23 protein-coding genes and 1 tRNA gene are annotated in these 22,840 nt (G+C 33.0%); 8 read left to right on the forward strand and 16 right to left on the reverse strand.

Features of this window, described 5'->3' with window-relative positions:
* Positions 1 to 96: 96 nt before the first annotated feature.
* From FUA24_RS01670 to FUA24_RS01710, 9 genes are all read right to left on the reverse strand, one after another.
* A complete protein-coding gene (locus FUA24_RS01670) occupies positions 97 to 1,281 on the reverse strand; it encodes a LamG-like jellyroll fold domain-containing protein (RefSeq protein WP_148539771.1) in 1,185 nt (394 codons plus the stop codon).
* 4 nt (positions 1,282 to 1,285) lie between these two features.
* Positions 1,286 to 2,599, reverse strand: coding sequence for a hypothetical protein (locus tag FUA24_RS01675; RefSeq protein WP_148539772.1), 1,314 nt, complete (start codon positions 2,597 to 2,599; stop codon positions 1,286 to 1,288).
* A gap of 26 nt (positions 2,600 to 2,625) precedes the next feature.
* Positions 2,626 to 3,258 (reverse strand): outer membrane beta-barrel protein, encoded by a 633-nt coding sequence (locus FUA24_RS01680; RefSeq protein ID WP_187388130.1) that lies wholly within the window; start codon positions 3,256 to 3,258, stop codon positions 2,626 to 2,628.
* Between the two features lie 19 nt (positions 3,259 to 3,277).
* On the reverse strand, positions 3,278 to 3,730 hold the full coding sequence (locus FUA24_RS01685) for a hypothetical protein (protein WP_148539774.1): 453 nt from the start codon (positions 3,728 to 3,730) through the stop codon (positions 3,278 to 3,280).
* 219 nt (positions 3,731 to 3,949) lie between these two features.
* Entirely contained in the window at positions 3,950 to 4,699 is a 750-nt protein-coding gene (tpiA, locus tag FUA24_RS01690; protein ID WP_148539775.1) for a triose-phosphate isomerase, read from the reverse strand.
* Positions 4,700 to 4,738: 39 nt separating this feature from the next.
* Positions 4,739 to 5,230, reverse strand: coding sequence for a TlpA family protein disulfide reductase (locus FUA24_RS01695; RefSeq protein ID WP_148539776.1), 492 nt, complete (start codon positions 5,228 to 5,230; stop codon positions 4,739 to 4,741).
* Between the two features lie 47 nt (positions 5,231 to 5,277).
* Positions 5,278 to 6,354 carry an ABC transporter permease gene (locus tag FUA24_RS01700; RefSeq protein ID WP_148539777.1) on the reverse strand — a complete coding sequence of 359 codons (1,077 nt, stop codon included), beginning with the start codon at positions 6,352 to 6,354 and terminating at the stop codon, positions 5,278 to 5,280.
* A gap of 10 nt (positions 6,355 to 6,364) precedes the next feature.
* The gene (locus tag FUA24_RS01705) at positions 6,365 to 7,690 is read right to left on the reverse strand and encodes a BT_3928 family protein (protein ID WP_148539778.1); all 1,326 of its coding nucleotides are present in this window, start codon (positions 7,688 to 7,690) and stop codon (positions 6,365 to 6,367) included.
* A gap of 2 nt (positions 7,691 to 7,692) precedes the next feature.
* Positions 7,693 to 8,229, reverse strand: coding sequence for a DUF1599 domain-containing protein (locus tag FUA24_RS01710; RefSeq protein WP_148539779.1), 537 nt, complete (start codon positions 8,227 to 8,229; stop codon positions 7,693 to 7,695).
* Between the two features lie 106 nt (positions 8,230 to 8,335).
* Here FUA24_RS01710 and folP point away from each other — a divergent pair, with 106 nt between their 5' ends.
* From folP to FUA24_RS01735, 5 genes are read left to right on the forward strand one after another with little or no spacing between them, the layout of a single operon-like run.
* Positions 8,336 to 9,160, forward strand: a complete 825-nt coding sequence (gene folP, locus FUA24_RS01715) for a dihydropteroate synthase (RefSeq protein ID WP_148539780.1) — start codon at positions 8,336 to 8,338, stop codon at positions 9,158 to 9,160.
* Between the two features lie 6 nt (positions 9,161 to 9,166).
* Positions 9,167 to 9,856 (forward strand): hypothetical protein, encoded by a 690-nt coding sequence (locus tag FUA24_RS01720; RefSeq protein ID WP_148539781.1) that lies wholly within the window; start codon positions 9,167 to 9,169, stop codon positions 9,854 to 9,856.
* Positions 9,857 to 9,891: 35 nt separating this feature from the next.
* Complete coding sequence (locus FUA24_RS01725; RefSeq protein WP_148539782.1) at positions 9,892 to 10,677, forward strand: diadenylate cyclase; 786 nt, start codon at positions 9,892 to 9,894, stop codon at positions 10,675 to 10,677.
* The gene (locus tag FUA24_RS01730; protein WP_148539783.1) at positions 10,677 to 11,510 is read left to right on the forward strand and encodes a DUF3667 domain-containing protein; all 834 of its coding nucleotides are present in this window, start codon (positions 10,677 to 10,679) and stop codon (positions 11,508 to 11,510) included. Before FUA24_RS01725 ends, FUA24_RS01730 begins: the two co-directional genes overlap by 1 nt.
* Before the next feature lie 47 nt (positions 11,511 to 11,557).
* Positions 11,558 to 12,346 carry a DUF3667 domain-containing protein gene (locus FUA24_RS01735; protein ID WP_148539784.1) on the forward strand — a complete coding sequence of 263 codons (789 nt, stop codon included), beginning with the start codon at positions 11,558 to 11,560 and terminating at the stop codon, positions 12,344 to 12,346.
* Here FUA24_RS01735 and FUA24_RS01740 read toward each other — a convergent pair.
* Together FUA24_RS01740 and truA are read right to left on the reverse strand one after the other, a co-directional pair.
* On the reverse strand, positions 12,343 to 14,106 hold the full coding sequence (locus FUA24_RS01740) for an ABC transporter ATP-binding protein (protein WP_148539785.1): 1,764 nt from the start codon (positions 14,104 to 14,106) through the stop codon (positions 12,343 to 12,345). The genes FUA24_RS01735 and FUA24_RS01740 overlap by 4 nt on opposite strands.
* Positions 14,099 to 14,848, reverse strand: a complete 750-nt coding sequence (truA, locus tag FUA24_RS01745) for a tRNA pseudouridine(38-40) synthase TruA (RefSeq protein WP_187388131.1) — start codon at positions 14,846 to 14,848, stop codon at positions 14,099 to 14,101. The genes FUA24_RS01740 and truA overlap by 8 nt, the downstream gene beginning before the upstream one ends.
* A gap of 107 nt (positions 14,849 to 14,955) precedes the next feature.
* On the opposite strand from truA, the gene FUA24_RS01750 reads away from it, so the two are divergent.
* Positions 14,956 to 15,450, forward strand: a complete 495-nt coding sequence (locus tag FUA24_RS01750) for a metallophosphoesterase family protein (RefSeq protein ID WP_148539787.1) — start codon at positions 14,956 to 14,958, stop codon at positions 15,448 to 15,450.
* Positions 15,451 to 15,597: 147 nt separating this feature from the next.
* Here FUA24_RS01750 and FUA24_RS01755 read toward each other — a convergent pair whose 3' ends face one another.
* The gene (locus FUA24_RS01755) at positions 15,598 to 16,011 is read right to left on the reverse strand and encodes a DUF4293 domain-containing protein (protein ID WP_148539788.1); all 414 of its coding nucleotides are present in this window, start codon (positions 16,009 to 16,011) and stop codon (positions 15,598 to 15,600) included.
* 199 nt (positions 16,012 to 16,210) lie between these two features.
* On the opposite strand from FUA24_RS01755, the gene rho reads away from it, so the two are divergent.
* Together rho and FUA24_RS01765 are read left to right on the forward strand one after the other, a co-directional pair.
* A complete protein-coding gene (gene rho, locus FUA24_RS01760; RefSeq protein WP_148539789.1) occupies positions 16,211 to 17,845 on the forward strand; it encodes a transcription termination factor Rho in 1,635 nt (544 codons plus the stop codon).
* A gap of 208 nt (positions 17,846 to 18,053) precedes the next feature.
* Positions 18,054 to 19,298: a hypothetical protein gene (locus FUA24_RS01765; RefSeq protein WP_148539790.1), complete on the forward strand. Its 1,245-nt coding sequence runs from the start codon at positions 18,054 to 18,056 to the stop codon at positions 19,296 to 19,298.
* A gap of 23 nt (positions 19,299 to 19,321) precedes the next feature.
* On the opposite strand, the gene FUA24_RS01770 is transcribed toward FUA24_RS01765, so the two are convergent.
* The 4 genes from FUA24_RS01770 to proS all read right to left on the reverse strand — a co-directional run bounded on the left by FUA24_RS01770 (position 19,322) and on the right by proS (position 22,768).
* Positions 19,322 to 20,635 carry a family 43 glycosylhydrolase gene (locus tag FUA24_RS01770; RefSeq protein ID WP_148539791.1) on the reverse strand — a complete coding sequence of 438 codons (1,314 nt, stop codon included), beginning with the start codon at positions 20,633 to 20,635 and terminating at the stop codon, positions 19,322 to 19,324.
* Between the two features lie 189 nt (positions 20,636 to 20,824).
* Positions 20,825 to 21,076 (reverse strand): 30S ribosomal protein S20, encoded by a 252-nt coding sequence (rpsT, locus tag FUA24_RS01775; protein WP_148539792.1) that lies wholly within the window; start codon positions 21,074 to 21,076, stop codon positions 20,825 to 20,827.
* Between the two features lie 26 nt (positions 21,077 to 21,102).
* Positions 21,103 to 21,174 (reverse strand) — tRNA-Glu (locus tag FUA24_RS01780).
* A 115-nt stretch (positions 21,175 to 21,289) separates the two neighbouring features.
* The gene (gene proS, locus FUA24_RS01785) at positions 21,290 to 22,768 is read right to left on the reverse strand and encodes a proline--tRNA ligase (RefSeq protein WP_148539793.1); all 1,479 of its coding nucleotides are present in this window, start codon (positions 22,766 to 22,768) and stop codon (positions 21,290 to 21,292) included.
* Between the last annotated feature and the right edge of the window lie 72 nt (positions 22,769 to 22,840).

Genomic DNA, 22,840 nt, shown 5'->3' on the forward strand with positions numbered 1-22,840 from the left:
TTCTTTCGTGCGAAACATATTATAATTCAATTAAATATTGTTTTCTTCCTCAAAAGCATGCTTTTAAGTATTTAAATGTAATAAAAATATTTACCACTATTGTTTGACTAACTTACCCGATTTTAACGTAGAATTTCCATCCTTAATTACATATAGGTAAAGTCCACTATTCAATTCACTTAAGTTTAGCTCAATTTTATTTAGGTCTAGATTATTTAATTGTTTTACCTTATTACCTAATAAATCGTATAATTCAAAAATTCCATTTTTTTGAAGCCTATCTAATTTTAAAGTGAGTATATCCCTAACTGGGTTTGGATAAATTTTTACTTCGTTTGATGATACTTTATCATCTTCAATATTTAAAGTTACACTACATTTTCCATTAGCTCCTGCATTATAAATACTTTGAATTTCCGTTTCGGTTAAAGCCCGATTATAGACACCTACTTCATCTATCTCTCCAGAGAAAAAGTTAGTATAATCGTTTGGAGCCCCGTTAGGGTTGTGATATTGACCTCCAATGGTTAAAGGTAAACCTACAGTACTTGCCGGACCATTAGTAAATGTTTCCCAACCAAAATGAAAACCATCTGCATAAATAGAATGCTGATTACCTTGTCGAACATAGACATAATGGTGCCATTGAAAGTCTTCGAAACTCGGACCAGTTAAAACAATATTTGCTCCTGTATTATCTTCAAAAATGCATTGGAAAGTAGCATTTTCAAAACGCATAGAAAATACTGTAGGCACATCTTCTGGCACATAACCTCCTCCTTTGGCAATTACCTGTTGGCTTACTGTTGCGAATCCTGTTTGTTTTGCCCAAAGTTCTACCGTAACATCACCAGTGATATCTAGATCTGCGCTATGTGGTACCACAACCACATCATCTATTCCATCAAATGAAAAAGCTTTATTTACCACTCCAGATGAATAAGATACATTGCCTAATTCAGTACCATCATTATGCCCTACTGAGTCATTAGGATTATCTTCTGCTGCCCACCAGCTTATTAAGTTATTTGGAGGTGTTATACAGTTTGGGTTTTGAGATGTTTGACTGTTTAACTGATGTTTACCAATAAAGCCCTCGGAAACATTAAGGTTATTTACGTTATATTCATTAACTGAAACTTCGCCTATTGTTGCAACAATAGATACATCTCCCGATTGAAAGATTCCGCCACCATTATCTAAACTAGATAATTTTATATTGGCTTGAGAAAATGACACCTGAAAAACAGCAACTATTAAAATGAAAATTATATGTTTCATTATTCTATTTTTTATAAACCACAAAATTGAAATTTATATCTGTTAATGCTTCAGAAGTGTTATATGTTCTTATTTCAAAATACTCCTGAAATTTTGAAGTTCTAACAAACCCTATCTCTTGATGTAAAGTACCTAAGACCAAATAATCGGTATGACTAGATGGAGGATTATTAAAACTGATTCTATACTGACCAGTTCCTAATCTTACAACAGTAAACCCTCCGGAAGATGCATTTGCTTTATTTCCATTACTTCCTACAATTAAACCATAGATATATGCTTTCATGTCTGCATCTCCAGAATCTGTTGCTTGCACTTCAGAAACATTTAGCTCACCGTTTAACGTGGTGTTTCCATTTTTTAGCATTACGAGCGCATCTCTTTTATGACTATTACTGGTTCCATTGCCAATAACGAATAAACGATCTGTGTCTACAAACGTATCTGAGGAACCTGAAACTTCCGTATTATTTATCCCTATAGATGTTTCAAGAAATGAACCGGCTGTTGAATAACCAATAGCTACAGATCTTTTGCCTTTGGCTTCGGCATTATCGCCTATAGCTATAGCGCTATCATTTATTGCTCTAGAACCGCGACCAATTGCTATTGAGTTAGCTCCAGAAGCCAATCCATTTGCTAAAGCAGTAGATTCCCACCCTGTGGCACTTGAATGCGAACCCAAAGCCACTGATGCATATCCACTTGCCCTTGTATTTAAACCAGTCGCAAATGAATAAATCCCTACATTAGTATCATCCCAAACATCAGTAAAATATGTACTGCCATTAACATGTCCTGCTCTAAATGCTCCTTTGGTTTTATTAAAAAACATTCTGGAAACCTCACTTCCGTCTAACTGGTTGGCACCAAAAACGAAATTATCATTGTTTAGATCCCCATTAGAATTACTGGTAACATTATTTAAGGTTGAAAACGCTTTATCACCAGATGTTTTAGCATGAATAGCATAAGGTACTTGATTAAAAGCAGTGGTTCCCAAATCTACAAGACCATTGCCAATATTTACACCAACGTTAAGAAATTGTTCTGCGGTCCAGTTTATAGTTTCGAAACTGCCTAAAGTTGGAATACCTTCTCCTATGTTTGTCACTACAATTCCATTTTCATTAGTAGTCTTTATATGTGTTTCTTTGTATACATCGGTTGTTCCGTTTTCCTTTATAGTGAAATATAAAACTATTGATGTGTTAGCCACTATTTGACCATCATCTTCAATTATTGCTTTATAGTTGATTCCTTGTTGACTAAAAGCAACAGTATAAACAAACATGAAGAATACATATAACTTTTTCATAATCAATCTGTTTTAATGAGGTTAAATTAGTTTCCGAATTGATATGAAATACCTATTTGAAGGTTGTTAATTTTCAAATAATTATCACTATCACCACTTTCTAATAAATTGGTTTGTCCCCAATCATATCGTGCACCTAACTCTATATCTTCGGATAAACTATAGGATACCCCAAAATCTATTGCAAAATTGGTTGATTTCATTCCATCACCAGTGTCTAAAAGAAACCCCAAACTTGGACCTGCTTGGGCTTTAAACTTTTCAGAGATATTATAAGAAACTAAAACGGGAACCTGAATTTGATTAAAGTTCTTAACCGCAACAAATCGGGCTTCAGGTATAACTTCTAATTTATCGGATAAATTGATTCCTGTTAAAGCCAAACCTAAATAGAAACCAGTCTCACTAGAAGCGTTATTCAAATTTATTGATGCTAAGGATGAACTATTTAAACTGGCAGCTGTTTTTAAGCTCGAAAATTTAGTTGTAATATCTGTATCGGTAATTGGGGTGTCATCAATTGGATTATCAGTATTGGAAGAAGTAATAGAATAGTTTATATCCATAAAATTAACACCTCCTGTTACTTTTAATTTTTGTGCATTAATAGATGAAGTAATAAGACACATTAATAGTGTTAGCTTGATTATTGTTTTCATAGTTGTATTTGTTTGTAGTTTATTTTTTTGCCGTTTCATCGTCATCACCACCTGGGCTAATTTGCAAAAACTCTATAGTTCTAGATACTCTCGCCTCATTATCGTTAAAGTCTGTAAAAACGAACGTAATCGTATAAATACCTGGAATATCTGCCGAAAAAGATGTATAGATCTGTGGACTAATAATACCACTAGAAAAATCTATCTCCAGACTAGCATCATGTATTCCTCCTTGTGGGTCTTTAATAATTAACTCTCCTAATTTTACAGCATTGTTATCTGTTGCAGTAGCATTTACGACTACCGTACTTGGGGATGCGTTACTGCTAGTTGTATAAAAATGAGTATTGTTATTTGGTGAGATAACCTCTATTTGTGGAGGCTCCTCATCACCTTCTAATGGCTGCGGTTTACAACCAATTGTTAATGTACCTACAATTGTAAATACTAAAAGAAATTTTAAAGTTTTCATTGGACTAAAATTGTTGATTAATAACTGATTGCAAGTTACTTTTAGACCTTTGAAAATAGTTAAGGGCATTCCCCCAAATTGCAGAATTAGGGGAATACCCTTAGGTATTTTTTCCACAAAAAAAAGCGTTCAAGCTCTAGGTCTTGAACGCTTTTTATAATTTAAGTTTTTATATAAGATACTGAAATGAGTTCAGTATCACAGAAGCAATATCTATATTTAGAATGCATTTACAATTGCGAAGAAATCTTCAGCTTTTAATGAAGCACCTCCAATTAAACCACCATCCACATCTGGTTTTGAGAAAATTTCTTGAGCATTTGCTGGCTTTACACTTCCTCCGTAAAGGATAGATACAGAATCAGCAACTTCAGCACCATACTTATCAGCTAAAGTTTTTCTAATAAATGCGTGCATATCTTGTGCTTGCTCAGGAGATGCCGTTTCTCCGGTACCTATAGCCCACACTGGCTCATAAGCTAAAACTATATTCTTAAATGCCTCAGCTCCCAAATGAAATAAAGCATTTTTAATTTGACTTTCTACAACAGCTTCTTCGTTTCCTGATTTTCTATCTGCTAATTCTTCACCAAAACAGAAAATAACAGACATTTCATTTTCTAAAGCAGCATCTACTTTTTTAGCTAAAAGCTCATCTGTTTCATTAAAATACTCTCTACGCTCACTGTGTCCTAAAATAACAGTTTTTACGCCTACGCTTTTTAACATACTTGCACTTACTTCTCCTGTATAAGCTCCATTTGTAGCAAAATGCATGTTCTGAGCAATAACTTCAATACCCGAGTTTTTCAACACATTATACGCTTGGTATAAGTTAGGGTATGTTGGTGCCACCATTACCTCTGCATTTGAGGTTTTTGACTGCTCAATTAAATCTCCTAATAACGCTTCAGTTTGCGATAAATCGTTATTCATTTTCCAGTTACCTGCAACGATATTTTTTCTCATGAAATGATGTCTTTTAAGTTATAAACGTTGCTAAAGTAGTTAATTTTTAACAGCTTCAATAAGATTTTTGTCATCAGCTTCAATAACATTAAATACAACGATTTCGCTAGCTTCATTTATAACCATATATCTAGGAATCCAGCTAATATTTACAAAGTTTGCAAAGTCGCAATCCTTAGCATTTGGCATATAATAATGATCTCCTACAACATTGTACTTTTTTATTCCCTTTTTCCAAGCCTCTTGTCCTCTATCTAAAGACAAAAACACGTAGGCTACATCTTTATAATTGTCTTGTAATGCCTTTACTTTTGGCATACCCTTAATGCAGTCTCCACACCATGAAGCCCAAATGTCTAACACAATGGTTTTCCCTTTATGTTTTTCTAAAATAGATTTAAACGTAACCGTATCTCCTTCTAAAGTTTCGAAACTATCGTTTAAAGCAGCCTCACTAAATGTCTTTGGGTCTTGTGAATTACAACTTAGAAAGGTTATTACGGCTAATAGAATTATATATGTTTTTTTCATTGATTTATTTTTTTTAATAAGATTTCCGTTTTCTAGGAAGTGTAAAACTATTTCAACTTTACCTTTGGATCTAACCAAGCATAAATTAAGTCGACAAATATATTAATCATTACAAATAACGTAGCTATAACCAATACAGCCCCCATGATTACAGGTAAATCTAATGTATTTAAAGCATTCACAATTTCCTTTCCTAATCCGTTCCAACCAAAGATATATTCAACGAATACCGCGCCTGCTAACATGGAGGCAAACCATCCAGAAATAGCAGTAACTACAGGGTTCATTGCATTTTTCACTGCATGCTTTTTAATAATTTGAAACTCGCTTAAGCCTTTAGCCCTTGCAGTTCTTATATAATCTTGATTAAAAACTTCTAACAGTGAATTTCGCATTAATTGAATGACTACTGCCAAAGGACGAATACCAAGAACTATAGCGGGTAAAATTAAATTTTTCCACTTTACATGAATGGCTTCACCAAAATCATCTAACTCGTAAAGGCTTCCAGTCATTTCTAAATTCGTGTATTCATGTAACACGAAGCCAAATAACCAAGCAAATAAAATAGCACTAAAAAAAGATGGCACACTCATTCCTAAGGTGCTTACTACTTGAATTAGTTTGTCCAACCATTGGTCTTTACAAAGCGCTGAAACGATTCCTAAAACAACTCCCAGTAAAATGGCAATTAATATTGCTGATACCGCAAGTACAAAAGTATTCGGTAAAGTTTCGCCTAAAACCTCGGTAACACGTTTACCTTGTTTAGTAAAAGATTCTCTTAGGTAGGGAAACTTAATAACAGTTGTGGTATTTCCTATTGTAAACAATTCTGAGGCTGTATATTTTCCAGATTCTAGAGCGGTATAATCTCCATTTTTATTAGAATGAAAGGAAAGTGGGGATAAGTCGTTTAAATAATAGAAATATTGCGTTGAAAGGGGTTTATCAAAACCATATTTCTGCTTTACTAATTTAAGTTGTTCTGTATCTTCATTTTGCCCTAACATCATTTGAGCAGGGTCTCCAGGAAGTACATTGAATAAAAAGAATATCACCGTTACTACACCAAATAATGTGAGTAATGCGTAAGTGATTTTATTTAGTAAATAAGATATCAGTTGTTATTCGTTAGTTATTTGAAATTATTGAATCCTTTTTCAATTCAACTTTTATAATATTATAATAAGATGTATTGTTTTCTCTGTTATATTCTTCAACAGGTTCCTTGTCTTTATAAATGTAAAGATTTTCAATTTGATCTTCACTTAAACCTTTAAACTCTTCTTTTGTTGATAATTTACCATCGATAAAAATTGCAACATTATCCAAGCTTGACTTTTCTTCAATCGCCTTTTCAACCACGGGCAACTCGAAATCCTCAAGATCATACCAATGTACTTTCTGCATTACAGTACCCTTATCTACCTCTAGTATTCCAGGATTAGAACGAACTACTGTTTTCAGTGCTTTTTCATCGCATAAATACCATTCTAATTCAAGCTCGTAGGCTTCATTAATACGTTGTTTAGCATCGCTTCCAGAAGCTGTTAAACCGATAACTTCATATCCATTTTTAGTTGCAGATTTAACAAATGCACTTAATTTTTTTGCGCCGTCTGCTTCAATTTTATTTAAGTTATATGATACAATCATGATAACATTCTCACGACTTAGAAAATAAGCTGTTTTATCTTCTTCATTTTCAATAGAAAAATCATAAATAGGTGGCTCGTATCCTTTTTCTATCTCTTTTGTTTCTACACTTACAAAATCGCCTTCAACAGTTGGGTAATCTCCCATTGTTTTATAGATTTTTTCTTCACCATTTTCATTAAACTTCCACGAATATTCAATGACCGGTTTTGGTGCATCATCTGGAATACTCATACCCTCTGCTATGTTTTTACCAATCGCGTAACCTCTGAAATCCCATGTTGGTAAATGCATTATTACATGATAACCGAACCATAAACTTCCAATAAAGCCTAATAAAGCCAAAACTGTGGTTGGTAATTTCCCAAATATTGGATTAACATATTTCATTCCAAAGAAAAGAATCAGAATGAATACCAACAGAACAACGTCTTTCATAAAGCTTTGAAATGGTGTCATTTTAAGAAAATCACCAAAGCAGCCGCAATCTTTAACCTTATCAAAATACCAGGCATAAAATGTTAAAAATGTAAAAAAGACGATAAGGGCCAATAAACTCCAAATTGTAAATTTTGGTTTGTACCCAATTAGTAAAAACACACCCAACACTACCTCAAGAACCACAACCAAAATGGCTATCATTAAAGCATAAGGTTCAAAAACAGGTAAGTTTAATACTTCTGGACTAAAATATTCCTCCAGTTTATAAGACATTCCTAACGGATCATTAAGTTTAATGAGTCCTGAAAAAATAAATAATCCGCCTACTAATATTCGTGATATATTTACTATAGATTTCATGCTTATTCGTTTAAATGAATTAAGGCAAAAACTGAATAATTAATCATGTCTTGGTAATTGGCATCAATTCCCTCACTTACCAATGTTTTTCCTGCATTATCCTCTATCTGCTTCACACGTAAAAGCTTTTGTAAAATTAAATCGGTTAAGCTACTTACACGCATATCTCGCCAAGCCTCGCCATAATCATGGTTTTTATCTTCCATTAACTTTTTTGTAATAGACACATGTTTTTCATAAAGTTTAACAGCTTCTTCCGTGTCTAAATCTGGTTGCTCTACCACACCTTTTTCTATTTGGATTAAGGCCATTATACAATAGTTAATAATACCTATAAACTCGGTTTCTTGACCTTCATCAACCTTTCTAACATCATTTTCCTGAAGCCCTCTAATACGTTGTGCTTTTATAAAAATCTGATCTGTTAAAGATGGTAATCTTAGTATCCTCCAAGCACTTCCGTAATCGGTCATTTTCTTTTTAAATAAACTTTTACAGGTATCAATTATAGCATTGTATTGTTTTGAGGTATCTTGCATGAAATTAAAATGTATTTTGCGTAAATTTCGCATAAAAAAGTTTAACCATCAAGGTTTAGGGTTTAAAGTTATAAACCATGTACAAACACCTTACAAATCGGTATAAATGACCATTAATTGCAAAGGAAAACTTATTGATTTATCATCGCCAAAAATTATGGGAATTTTAAATGTTACCCCAGATTCTTTTTTTGATGGTGGCAAATACAATGATCCCTCTAATATTTTAAATCAAGTTGAAAAAATGCTAACTGAAGGTGCCACTTTTATTGATATTGGTGCCTATAGCTCCAGACCTGGAGCAGATTTTGTTAGTGAAAATGAAGAACTTAAGCGCATTGTTCCTATTGTTGCACTTATTTTAGAGCACTTTCCTGAAACTTTGATTTCTGTTGACACTTTTAGAGCCAAAGTTGCCAAACAATGTATTGAAAAAGGTGCGGCTTTAATTAATGATATTTCTGCCGGAAAATTGGATGATACTATGCTCCAAACTGTAGCGAATCTAAAAGTACCTTATATCATGATGCATATGCGTGGCACGCCACAAACCATGCAAAAGCAAACGGAATATGACGATTTAGTAAAAGACTTAATTTTCTATTTTTCTGAACGTATTTCGGCGGCTTACGCCTTTGGTGTTACAGATATTGTTATAGATCCTGGATTCGGATTTGCGAAAACTCTGGAACAAAATTATGAGCTCTTAGCCAAATTAGAGCTTTTAAAGATGATTGAAAAGCCAATGCTAATTGGTGTTTCCAGAAAATCTATGATTTATAAGTTGTTAGAAACTACGCCTGACAGAGCTTTAAATGCAACTACTTCATTAAATACAGTAGCTTTACAAAAAGGTGCTTCCATTTTAAGAGTACATGATGTTAAAGAAGCTATGGAATGTATCAAGCTGTTTAAAATGTTAAGCCATTAATTTGTTATGAAAAAAATAACCTTATTACTTTTAATCTTCCTCGTTCTTTCTTGTAATAAGAAAGTAATAGAATTACCTGAAATTAATCACTCCGATATTGCCGAAATACAGGATGTATCGGCCGCTTATTTGTTTTATAACGAAACCCAACCGGATAGTGTGGAATTAAACCGAAAGAACCTAATCAGTACTACCAATTGGTTGGTTAATGTTGATAAACGACTGACTTTAAAACAAGCCATTCCGCATATTAAATTTTTACAAGAAAAAAAGGCTAATGGTGCCCATAAGAATGAAAATGCTAAGAACTATTTCACTTGTCATGATACAAGCCGAAATAATTTAGGTTTTTTAGAGTTTACGAATTTAGAATACACTGAAGGTGGAATTTTTTCCAATTATGAAAATTACTCAAAAGTATCAGATTTAAGGTCATTAAAAAATCAGATCTCAATAAATTTCAACTCTTCAAATATTGCCCGAATTCTAAACATGGAATCAGACTCTGCTTCTCAAAAAATAGTTAAAAGTGAATTAATCAATCGTTTAAAACAAATTGATTCATCTAAAAACAGAATCTACTTGGTTTTCAATTCAAGTTTGCTTTTTCAAGACTATATTTCTTTCAAAGAATTAATTTCAAAAGCAGATATTAAAAACGCTAAAATCTCTAATAAAGAATCTATATATAATTAACTCTATTTTCTTAAATTTACCAAAACCATTCGCCATTGGACATCTTTAAAGACATTTTAAATCTTCGTTTTATAGATTACCTAGATGTCATTCTTGTGGCATTCTTATTATATTATTTATACAAGCTTGTAAAAGGTACAGTTGCCATTAATATATTTCTTGGTATCATTATTATTTATGGTGCTTACAAGTTAACCGGTTTTTTAGACATGCAGCTTCTAAATGGCTTACTTAAAGGCTTTATAGAAGTGGGAATCATTGCCTTAATTGTAGTTTTTCAGCCCGAAATAAGAAAGTTCTTGCTCATGGTGGGCTCTACCAATTTTGGAAATAGGTTTAAATTCCTTCAACGTGTTAAATTCTTAAAGACAGAGGCTGCTAACAGCACAGATGTAGAAGCTATAATTTCGGCTTGTAATAAAATGTCAATGTCCAAAACGGGAGCATTAATAGTTTTTGAGCGTAATAACAACTTAGATTTCTTAACCTCTTCTGGTGATGAAATGAATATTCAGGTTACGCAACCTATTATTGAAAGTATATTTTTTAAGAATAGTCCGTTACATGATGGCGCCATTATTGTTAGCGATAATGTTGTAAAAGCTACACGAGTAATTCTCCCTGTTAACAACGAAAAAAACATTCCGCAACGTTTTGGGTTAAGACATAGAGCTGCCATTGGGGTTACTGAAAAAACAGATGCTTTAGCACTTGCTGTTAGTGAAGAAACAGGCCATATTTCTTATTTTAAGAATGGTGAATTTGTAGCTTTTTCAGATACCAATCAACTTACTGGAATGATTAAAAAGGACTTGGTATAATGACTTGTAAAAACTGTGGCCATGAACTTTTATTAGAAAGTGATTACTGTAATAAATGTGGTGCTAAGGTTATTAGAAAAAGACTTACCATTAAAAACCTCCTTCAACATCTTGGAGAAACGTTTTTTAATTATGACAATAAACTTTTCACAACCATAGCTCACTTACTTAGAAAACCAGAAGCTGTAATTGATTCCTATGTAAGTGGAGTAAGGAAGCGCTACATTAATCCCATAAGTTTTTTCGGTATTTCTCTTACGCTTACTGGGTTTGTTATATTTATAATTAGAAAGTTCTATAAGGAGTCTCTTGATGCCAGTGCAATTTTTGGTAACTCAGAAATGTACTCTGATGCCACCTCACAACAAATCTTGGCTGATTCTAGTAATTTTTCTTTAGATTACTCCTCCTTAATTTATTCGGCCATGATACCTGCTTTTGCTCTGATATCATGGGTTATATTTTTGAATAAACGCTATAATTATACTGAGCATTTAGTATTGTATATGTATAGCATGTCTTTATATTCAATATGTTCTGGGGTAATAGGCTTGATAGTTCTATTGTTAAATTCTAGCTTATACCTTACTTTCGGTACTATAATGTACCCTATTGCATTATTTTACCATTGTTTTTTACTAAAGCGTCTTTTCAACTTAAGTACAAAGGCGTTAATACTAAAAACGATACTCTTTTTATTTATGTTCGCCATTTTGTTTGTTGTTGCCTCACTTATTTTTGGAGCTATATATTTTCTAATCATGTATTTAAATGGAGATTTACAACAAATGATAGAAAGTAAAAAATCTGTGAGTCTTGCTCTTAGTTTATAGAAAAAAATTAATCTTATTTAGTATTTTTATAAAAGAGTTGATAAAAAATGAATTGTAAAAATTGCGGAAGTAGTTTAAGAACCGATTATAGTTTTTGTCCAGATTGTGGTGCTAAAGTTATTAGAAAAAGAATTACAGCTAAAAGCTTAATTTATGATGTCTTTGAGCGTTATTTTAATCTGGACAATACTTTTCTTAAAACACTATGGCACATGATTATTAAACCGCAAGACGTTTGTGGTGGTTATATTTCTGGTTTAAGAAAAAAGTACTTAAATCCAGTTAGCATGTTAGCCATTTCACTTACGGCTTCTGGTTTTGTAATTTTTTTAATGAAAAAAGTAGCTTGGGATAGCATAGACTTTTCTAGTATAAGTTATGCAAAAACTAGTGCAAATGGGGGCACAGAAAAAATTATGTCTGCTACAATGGAATACAGTTCCTTACTTTATTTATTATACATACCCATAATAGCATTTGGCAGTTATGTAGTCTTTAACAAGAAGCGTTACAACTATCCAGAACACATTGTATCAGCAATCTATTCGCTTACTAGTTTTAGCATTATAACAACTATATATTCAGTTGTTTTACTACTATTTTACCCTCAGGGATATATGAATGGTGCTCTATTTTTTGTAGTTGCAATGATTCTATTTTGTATCTATGCCGCTTATAAAAACTCTAGGTACAAATTATCTTCGTTATTGTGGCGTATTCCCACTTTTCTTTTAATATTCTTTTTTGGATACATGGGAATCTCCATTCTAACCATTATAATGCTGTTTTTAAGTGGAGATATTTCTATTGCAGATTTTGCACCAAAACCTAATTAGGCCACCTCTTCTTCTAAAAACTGAACTTCATAAAGATTTTTATAATAACCATCTTCTTTTTTAAGGAGTTCTTCGTGCGTACCTTGCTCTACAATGTTACCAGCATCCATTACTATAATTTTATCTGCCTTTTTTACTGTAGCCAAACGGTGCGCTATAACTATAGACGTTCTACCTTTGGTTATTTTATCGGTAGCATTTTGAATTAACTGTTCTGAATACGAATCTACAGAAGATGTTGCTTCATCTAACACCAAAATACTTGGATTAGTTACATAGGCTCTTAAAAAAGAAATTAATTGTCTTTGTCCCGATGACAACATTACACCACGCTCTTTAACATTATAGTGATAGCCGTTTGGTAAGCTTAAAATAAAATCATGAATACCAATTTCTTTTGCAGCTAAATGCACTTGTTCTTCTGTTATATCAGGATTATTTAAAGTGATATTATTTAAAATCGTGTCGGCGAACAAGAACACATCTTGTAACACAACAGCTATTTGTTTTCTCAAAGACGCCAAAGTTACCTCTCTAATATCGGTATCATCAACCAAAATTGCACCATCTTTAATTTCGTAAAACCTATTCAATAAATTAATAATAGTAGATTTACCTGCTCCAGTAGCACCAACAATTGCTATAGTTTCTCCAGCATTTACATTAAAAGAAATACCTTTTAAAACGTCTTCGTCTTCAACATAATTAAAGTATACCTCATTAAATGCAATGTTACCCTTAAACTGGTTTGCAACAGTAGTACCGTTATCATCTATTTGCGAAGTTGTATCTAAAACTTTAAAAACACGTGTTGCAGCTACCATACCCATTTGTAGGGTGTTAAACTTATCTGCTATCTGCCTTAGCGGTCTAAACAACATAGGTATATACATAATAAACTCAACCAAAGTACCTTGAGATACGGTGCCCACAATTACGTTTAATCCTCCGTACCAAGCTACTAAACCAATTGTAATAGAAGACGCTAAATCAGCTATTGGAAAGAAAATAGAGTTATACCAAACCGTTTTTAACCATCCTTTTTTATGACGTTCATTTATCTCCTTAAACTTTTTGTATTCAATTGTCTCTCGAGAGAACAATTGTAAAATCTTCATTCCAGTAATACGTTCCTGAACAAAAGAGTTTAAATTAGATACTTCTGTTCTTACTTCCTCAAAAGCACTTTTCATATACTTTTGAAAAACTCTTGTGGCATATAACAAAATAGGAAGCATTACTAAAACTATTAGGCTTAACTTCCAATTAGAGAACATCATAAAACCAAAAACAACAGCCATGGTAAGTACATCTCTAAATATCATAAATAATCCTTGGCCAAATATATCTGCAATACGCTCCATGTCTGTAACAGACCTAGTAATTAAGACACCTACCGAGGAATTATCATAATACTTCATTTTAAACCTTAAAAGATGATTAAAAAGCTTAATACGAATATCTTTTACCAAACTCTGTCCTAACCATGAAGCATAATAAATAAAAGTAAGTTGAAATAAAGTCTGCCCAATTAAAACAGCAAACATTAATACAACATAATACAAAAATGTTTCAGGTGCATTAGCCGAAACCCCAGTATCTATAGCCACTTTAGTTAAACGCGGAGTAATTGCACTAAATAATGCTAAAAGAATAACCAAAATACATAACCCCGTAAACACAAATTTGTAGGGCCTTATATACTGAAATAGTCTTTTAAACAGTACAAAATCAAATATATTTTCCTTTTTCTTAGTCATATAGTTTAATACTATCTGGATATTCTACTTTTGTTAAATACAATGCATGAGCAGGTACTGAATATCCCGCTTCACTTCTATTTTTAGAAGCAATTATTTGATGTAAATCTTCAACATCAATCTTACCCAAACCTATGTTAATCATTGTGCCAACTATTGCTCTCACCATATTTCTTAAAAACCGATCTGCTTTAACAACAAAATGAAGTTCATCATCCTTAAAGAACCAGCTAGCCGCCATGATATAACAATTATACGTTTTTACATCGGTATTTGTTTTAGAAAAGCATTGAAAATCTCTATAATCGAATAAAATTTTTGAAGCCTCTTTCATTAAATCAACATCTAAATCTTGTTTCATATAAAGTGCATTATTATAGGAAAACACACTTTTTTTCAAAGAAACCCTATATAAATACGTTCTGCTTAACGCATCAAAACGCGCATGGGCTTCGGGTTGTACCTTAAATATCTTATGGATTGCAATATCTTTAGGCAAAAAAGAATTTAACTTATAGGTTAGTTGTTGTTCTGCAAACTTAATCCCAGTATCAAAATGAGCAAACATTTGAGAAGCATGAACACCAGTATCTGTTCTTCCTGCTCCAACTATGCTAATAGTTTCTTTTAATATTGTAGATAATGCTTTTTCTAAGACTTCTTGTACCGAAATGTCTTTAGGTTGAATTTGCCAACCATGGTAAGCACTTCCGTTATAAGACAATTCTATAAAATACCTCAAACTGTTTTTATACATTTGTTGAAACAGCAAAGATAGAGAGTTTTCACTTTCTACCTAAAACCAAAATCTTAATTAAATATTAAAACACACATAGTGTGATTTAACAAATGAAAAAAATACTCCTCCTATCAGACACCCACAGTTATATTGATAAGAACATAATTAAATATGTAAAACAAGCTGATGAAGTTTGGCATGCCGGAGATATCGGTAGTTTAGAAGTAACTGATGCTATTAAGGCATTAAAACCATTAAAAGGGGTTTATGGCAATATAGATGATGCAAAGGTAAGAGTAGAATTTCCAGAACATAACCGTTTTATGTGTGAGGAAGTTGATGTTTGGATCACACACATTGGAGGTTATCCGCCAAAATATAATATTCGTGTTTCTGAAGACATAAAGCGCAATCCACCTCGATTGTTTATCTGCGGACATTCCCATATTTTAAAAGTAATGCCTGATAAAAAGTTGAATCTTATTCATATGAATCCAGGAGCGGCAGGTAAACATGGCTTTCATAAAACACGTACAATGTTACGGTTTACCATAGACGGTAAAAAAATTGACAACCTTGAGGTCATAGAATTTAACAAACGTTAGTTGCGTTGGCTGAGTACCTGATTGCGTAAGGCTTAGTTCAACTAATTATTTTAAATACACTTTTGCTTTTCAAAATAAAATTTCATTAAAAAAGCCCAAGATCTTCACCTTGGGCTTACGCACTAATACTACTAAGATATTAGGTTTTTATCGCAATCGATCAACAGATTTTACAAGGTCTTCATCCTTTTTAATGGCTTTATTAGCTAAAGCTAAAAATACGATAGAAATGATAGGAAGAATAACCCCAACACCCTTCTTAGAAGCATCAATATGCTCTCCAGGTGCGATTAGTAATTGATACACAAAAAATCCTAGTAAAATAAAGTTTAATATTATATTAAGACGTCCCAACATAAATTGAGACTTCCTGTTTTTAAATCTAAATATTGCTACCAAAGAGAAAAATGCAGATGTAATAAACCCTGCAAATACATAATTTAAATCTTTAGCAAATACCAAAGTTCCTTCTGTTGTAGCCCATAAGTTGAATACAAAAATTAAGGCTCCAGAAACAATTGCTGCTAGTAAAAGATAAACGGTTTGAATTCTCTGTAACATGTAAAATTCTTAATCTTGGTCAGCAAAAATAATAGTTTCTTTAAAAAATAAGTGTAAAAAATTAAAATAAAGTTGTATAATTGCAGTATTAATTCTCAACAACCGCTGTTACAAGCGGTTAATTCTCCAGAAAAATTATTATTTCTTAGAATTACTCAAATTTTACATCCAAAAAAATATATTACAATTATAAACGTCAATGTTTGAAATTTCCCAATTAAAGGCAAAAAAACTCTCTGAACTTCAAGAGATAGCAAAAGAACTAAGTATTCCTAAGTATCGTTCTTTAAAAAAACTAGATTTAGTATATCAAATTCTAGATCATCAAGCTGCCAACCCAAGCTCTGTAGCAGAGACTAAACCTGCAAAAGAAGACAGTAAACCAAAACCGAAAAGACAGAGGCAACGTATACAAAAAAATACAAGCTCGGAGAAAACTCCTAAAGTAGAAGAAAAAGCTCCTGAAAAGACTGCTGAGAAACCTGTAAGCGAAAAAGAAGAGACTGCACCTGCTCAAAAGCAAGAGCCAAAAGAAAAGAAGCACGAAAACAATAACCAACAAAGACAAAATAACCAGCAGAAGCAGAACAATCAACAAAAACACCACCAACATAAAAACCAAAACAAAAACCAGCACAATAAAAACCAAAAAAACGGAAATCAAGGAAACAACGGAAATAAAGACAATAGAAACCGTTACAGAGAGCCTGATTTTGAGTTCGATGCTATTATAGAAAGTGAAGGGGTTTTGGATATTATGCAAGACGGGTATGGTTTTTTAAGATCATCAGATTATAACTATTTATCATCTCCAGATGATATCTATGTATCACAATCACAAATTCGCTTATTTGGATTGAAGAAAGGTGATACTGTTTTAGGTAACGTAAGACCTCCAAAAGAAGGAGAAAAATATTTCCCTTTAATTAAGGTTAACAAAATAAACGGACAAAAGCCAGAAGTGGTAAGAGATCGTGTTTCTTTTGAACATTTAACTCCGTTATTTCCTAAGGAAAAATTCAATATTGCAGAGAAACAGAGCACTATTTCTACTAGAATTATGGATTTATTTGCACCTATTGGTAAGGGGCAACGTGGTATGATTGTATCGCAACCAAAAACTGGTAAAACAATGTTGCTAAAAGATGTGGCAAATGCTATTGCTGCTAATCATCCTGAAGTTTACCAAATGATTCTTTTAATTGATGAACGTCCTGAAGAGGTAACCGATATGCAACGTAACGTTCGTGGTGAGGTTATTGCCTCAACTTTTGATAAAGAAGCGCATGAGCACGTAAAAATTGCTGATATTGTTTTAGAAAAAGCAAAACGCCTAGTTGAATGTGGTCACGATGTAGTCATCTTATTAGATTCTATTACACGTTTAGCAAGAGCCTACAATACCGTGCAACCTGCATCTGGAAAAATTTTAAGTGGTGGTGTAGACGCTAACGCTTTACATAGACCAAAACGTTTCTTTGGTGCTGCTAGAAATATTGAAAACGGGGGGTCTTTAACGATTATAGCTACCGCTCTTACAGAAACTGGTTCTAAAATGGACGAGGTTATCTTTGAAGAGTTTAAAGGTACTGGTAATATGGAACTACAATTAGACAGAAAAATTTCTAACCGTAGAATTTTCCCTGCTATAGATCTTACATCTTCAAGTACGCGTAGAGACGATCTTTTATTAGATGATAATACGATACAACGCATGTGGGTAATGCGTAAGTACCTCGCAGATATGAACCCTGTTGAAGCTATGGAATTTATTAATGATCGCTTTAAACAAACAAGGAACAATGAAGAGTTTTTAATATCCATGAATGGATAGCTTTCTACTAACTAGACTAACTAAGTAAAAAGTCCCAACACTAGTGTTGGGACTTTTTCATTTTTATCGGGTTATGCAAAGGTTATACAAAGCATATGCAAAACACTTAAAAGGTATGCAAAAGCGCAAAAACAGTATTAATTGAATTATAGTGACCTCTTTAATTCTCTTATTAAGTTTATATTTGGCAACTATTAAAAACAGTACAATGCAGGCAAACCTACTTAAACATTTATTCCTATTTTTTTTAATTTATCCACTAATAACTTTCTCTCAATCTCAAGAAAAAATAGAAAGAGAAAGTATTAAATTGTTTGTAGAATGTAATTGCGACAAAAACTATATACGCCAAGAAATAAAACATGTAGATCATGTACGTGATCAAGGTTTAGCAAATGTCATGTTGTTTATTTATGATTTACCTAACGGAAGTGGTGGTAGAACTTATAAATTAGAATTTACTGGTAACTCTTCTTTTGAAGGTATTACCAATACATTATCTTTTGATTCCAACGCAAATATGACCCCAGATGATGTTAGAAAAAGACTAACATGGAGAATAGGTCGTGGATTATTAAAATATGTTATAGAGTCTGATTTAGCCGAAAGAGTAACCTATAAAATTAAAGGAAAACCAAAACAATTAGAAGAAAAGGACATTAAAGACCCTTGGCATCATTGGATTTTTGAGGTATACGGCCAAGGTAAGTTTGACAAAGAATCCAGTAGAAAAAAGTTTGAATATAAAGTAGGGTTTGAGAGTGATCATGTTACAGAAAAATGGCGAATAAGAGGAGACGCTCAACTAAGTCAAACTACCAGTAAATTTATTAGAAACGATCAAGAATTCACTAGTGAAAGAGAACGCTACTGGGGTGCGGCCAGCATAGTACGTAGTTTATCTGATCACTGGTCTACAGGTATTTTTGGTAATTTAAGACACGACACCTATACCAATATAGATTTTGCTTGGGGCTTTACGCCAGCTATAGAATACAATATATTTCCATATAGCGAAGTCTTAAAAAGAGAAATAGTATTTGCTTATAAAATAGGATTCTTTAACAATGATTACATTGAAACTACCATCTTTGGAGAAGATAACGAAGCTATTTTTAATCACTCTATAGATATGCAAGTACGCTACAGACAACCATGGGGTAATGTATACTCTAGAATTAGAGCTTCCAGCTTCCTAAGGGACTTTTCTAAAAACCGCCTTCAAATAAACGGTAGTACATCCATTAGAGTAATTAAAGGCTTTTCTGTTAGATTTTCAGGTAATTTAGCTTTTATAAGAGACCAAATTAACCTACCAGCAGGAGATGCCTCTATAGAAGATGTACTTTTACAACAAAAACAAATTGCAACAGATTTTGATATGGGGTTATCTGTAGGTGTATCTTATACCTTTGGATCTGCTTTTAATAATATTATCAATACCAGATTGTAGTACTAATACATAAAAGGTTTAAGCTATTTTTTATCAAAACGATAAATATACATCCAACCTTTTGGTCCAGCATTCCATTTTAGTTTATGCCCCATTCCCCAAGACACTCCACTGTGCGGATTCGTATCAGATGTTTTTGTTCTATATAGACCGGCCGCTTCTGGAAAACCTGTTACTTTCCCCTTAATTTCAAAGTTTAATCCGTCTTTAGAATATTGAATAGAAAGAGGCTCAGGCCCGTCCTGATGTTGAAGTATAGCAACGCCATCTGCATACGGCCAAACCATAACTTCATGTCCTGTATTTGTAATTGGGTTAAATTCTGATTTAACATAAGGCCCTATTGGTGAATCTGAAATAGCTACACCCCATTTAACCTGTTTTCTTAAACCACAAACTGGATTACACCATTTTATACACCCCTCATTATCCATACAACCGCATTCACCTTTGTAATACAAATAAAACTTGTTGTTGTATGTAATAATACAAGGATCATGAGCCGATTTATTATCAAAAAACACATTTTTAGTATAGGTTGGTGTAAGCACCGGTTGCGCTAACTTTGTCCAAGGTCCATTAGGATTATCAGCATATGCCATTCCCACAGTATTTCTACCTCTAATACCTTCTAAATCTGCAGCAGCTTGATAAACTAAATAATACTTACCATTACTAACCAAAACCTCTGTTGTAAATACAGAACGTGCGTCATAACTACCTGCTTCTCCTCTACCAACAGCTAATCCCTTTTCCTCCCATGTAATGCCGTCTTTAGACACAGCGTAATACAAATCATTGAAATCCCAAGGCGCAGTTTTAGTATCATCAAAAGTAAGGCTATAAGAATACCACACATAGTATAAATCACCTACTTTAATAACCGCACTAGGATCTCTGCGTGTGTATTTACTATCTGGAGCTAAGTCTCCTTTAAGTGTTGTAATTTCAAAATCTATATTCCAATCAGAATTATTTGGAATGTTAACAGAGCTACACCCATTTTTCACATAACCTTCTTCTCTTAAAGTAGCTAAACTCTTTTTAAGTTCTCTTAAAGTAGTATTGATATTGGAAGATGGTTTAATTTTATTTAATTGTTCATAGGCATACCCTTCTTTAAAAAAAACTAATGTCTTAAAATCCTTGTTTGAGATTGTGTAACTCCAAATCCCCTTAGTATTAGTTTTAATTGTCTCATCATCCTCAACGACATAAACTTCTACATCAGGAATAGGTGATCCATTTTTATCTTTAACTTGCCCAGAAAATACTTGAGCATTAACTTGAATTACAAAAAATACTGCGAATAGCGTGCCTAGAAATTGCTTGTACATTAGCTTATAGTTTTTAAAGTTTAAAAATAAAAACTAATCTCTTAGGTTGACAAGTATTGGCTATAAATTAAGTCCATAAAGTTTATACTTAAACTATACGAGCTATAAACACTTTGGTGTTTAGAAAATTAGAAGCAAAAAAAAAGCCTTTCTTTTCAGAAAGGCTTTTCAAATTCTTTTAAGCTTATCTTATAAAGCAGCAACATGTTTAGCTAAACCAGATTTAAGGTTTGCAGCTTTGTTAGCATGAATAACGTTTTTCTTAGCTAATTTATCTAACATAGAAACAACTTGAGGAAATAAAGCCTCAGCTTCTTTCTTATCAGTAAGCTCACGTAATTTTTTAATAGCATTACGTGTAGTTTTGTGTTGGTATTTGTTCAACACTCTCTTAGCTTCATTACTTCTTATTCTCTTTAATGCTGACTTATGATTTGCCATTTTGTTTTTTCTTTTGTAAAAAATTGTAGCCCGTAGGGGAATCGAACCCCTCTTACCAGGATGAAAACCTGGCGTCCTAGCCGATAGACGAACGGGCCATTTAGGTTACTTCATTGTTTTAATGAACTGTGCAATTCGTGATTGCGGATGCAAAGATACTACTAATTTTGAATGCCACAACACTTATTCAATTTTTTTTAAAAAAAATTTAAATTAATAAGCCTTTGCAAACAAAACCCTACCTTTAGAAGGCTCTCCTGAGTAAACACAAACCCCTTCTTCCTCTTTCATTTCCAAAGGAATACATCTAATTGTTGCTTTGGTAAGCTCCTTTATTTTTTCTTCAGTTTCATTTGTTCCATCCCAATGTGCCGAGATAAATCCACCTTTATTTTCTAAAACGTCTTTGAATTCATCAAAGTTTTCTACCTCCGTAATATGACTATTTCTAAAATCTAAAGCTTTATTAAATAGACTTTCTTGAATTTCTTCAAGCAAATCTTCAACCACCACTGTAATTCTATCTAAAATAACAGTTTCTTTAGTAAAGGTATCTCTACGTGCTACTTCAACGGTTTCATTTTCTAAATCTTTAGGACCAATAGCAATTCTTAATGGTACACCTTGTAATTCATGCTGCGCAAACTTTGCACCTGGTCTTAAGGTATCTCTTTTATCAAACTTTACAGAAATATTTCTATCTCTTAAGTCTCCCATTATATCCTCAGCCACCTTACTAATAGCTTCAAACTGTTCTTCGTTCTTATATATAGGTACAATAACAACTTGGTACGGAGCAAGATTTGGTGGCAATACGAGCCCACTATCATCACTATGTGTCATTATTAATGCGCCCATCAATCTAGTAGAAACACCCCAAGATGTTGCCCATACATAATCTTGTTTACCCTCTTTGTTTGCAAACTTAACATCAAAAGCTTTAGCAAAATTCTGCCCTAAGAAATGTGAAGTACCTGCTTGCAAAGCTTTTCCATCTTGCATTAAGGCCTCTATACAATAGGTTTCGTCTGCACCAGCAAAACGTTCACTCTCCGTTTTCACGCCTTGAACTACAGGAATAGCCATAAAATTCTCAACAAAATTGGCATATACATTATTCATTTGTTGTGTCTCCTCAATGGCTTCTTGTTTAGTTGCGTGCGCCGTATGTCCTTCTTGCCATAAAAACTCGGCAGTACGCAAAAATAAACGTGTACGCATTTCCCAACGTACAACATTAGCCCATTGGTTTACTAAAATTGGTAAATCTCTGTAAGACTGTATCCAGTTTCTGTAGGTGTTCCAAATGATAGCCTCACTAGTTGGTCTTACCACCAACTCTTCTTCCAATCTTGCTTCTGGATCTACTCTTAACTTACCAGGTTTATCTGGATCATTTTGCAATCTATAATGTGTTACAACTGCACATTCTTTTGCAAAACCTTCAGCATTTTTCTCTTCAGCTTCAAACAAACTTTTAGGTACAAAAAGTGGAAAATACGCATTTTGATGCCCCGTTTCTTTAAACATTCTATCTAATTCAGCCTGCATTTTTTCCCAAATTGCATAACCATATGGCTTAATAACCATACACCCTCTAACTGCCGAATTCTCCGCTAGGTCTGCCTTGACAACCAATTCATTATACCATTTGGAATAATCTTCTGCTCTACTGGTAAGTTTTTTACTCATATCAATTTTTTGGCACAAATATTGTGTCTATGTTAAATAAAAAAATAGTTCAGCAAAACTAACTATTTTTGT

It is taken from the genome of Seonamhaeicola marinus (assembly GCF_008085455.1).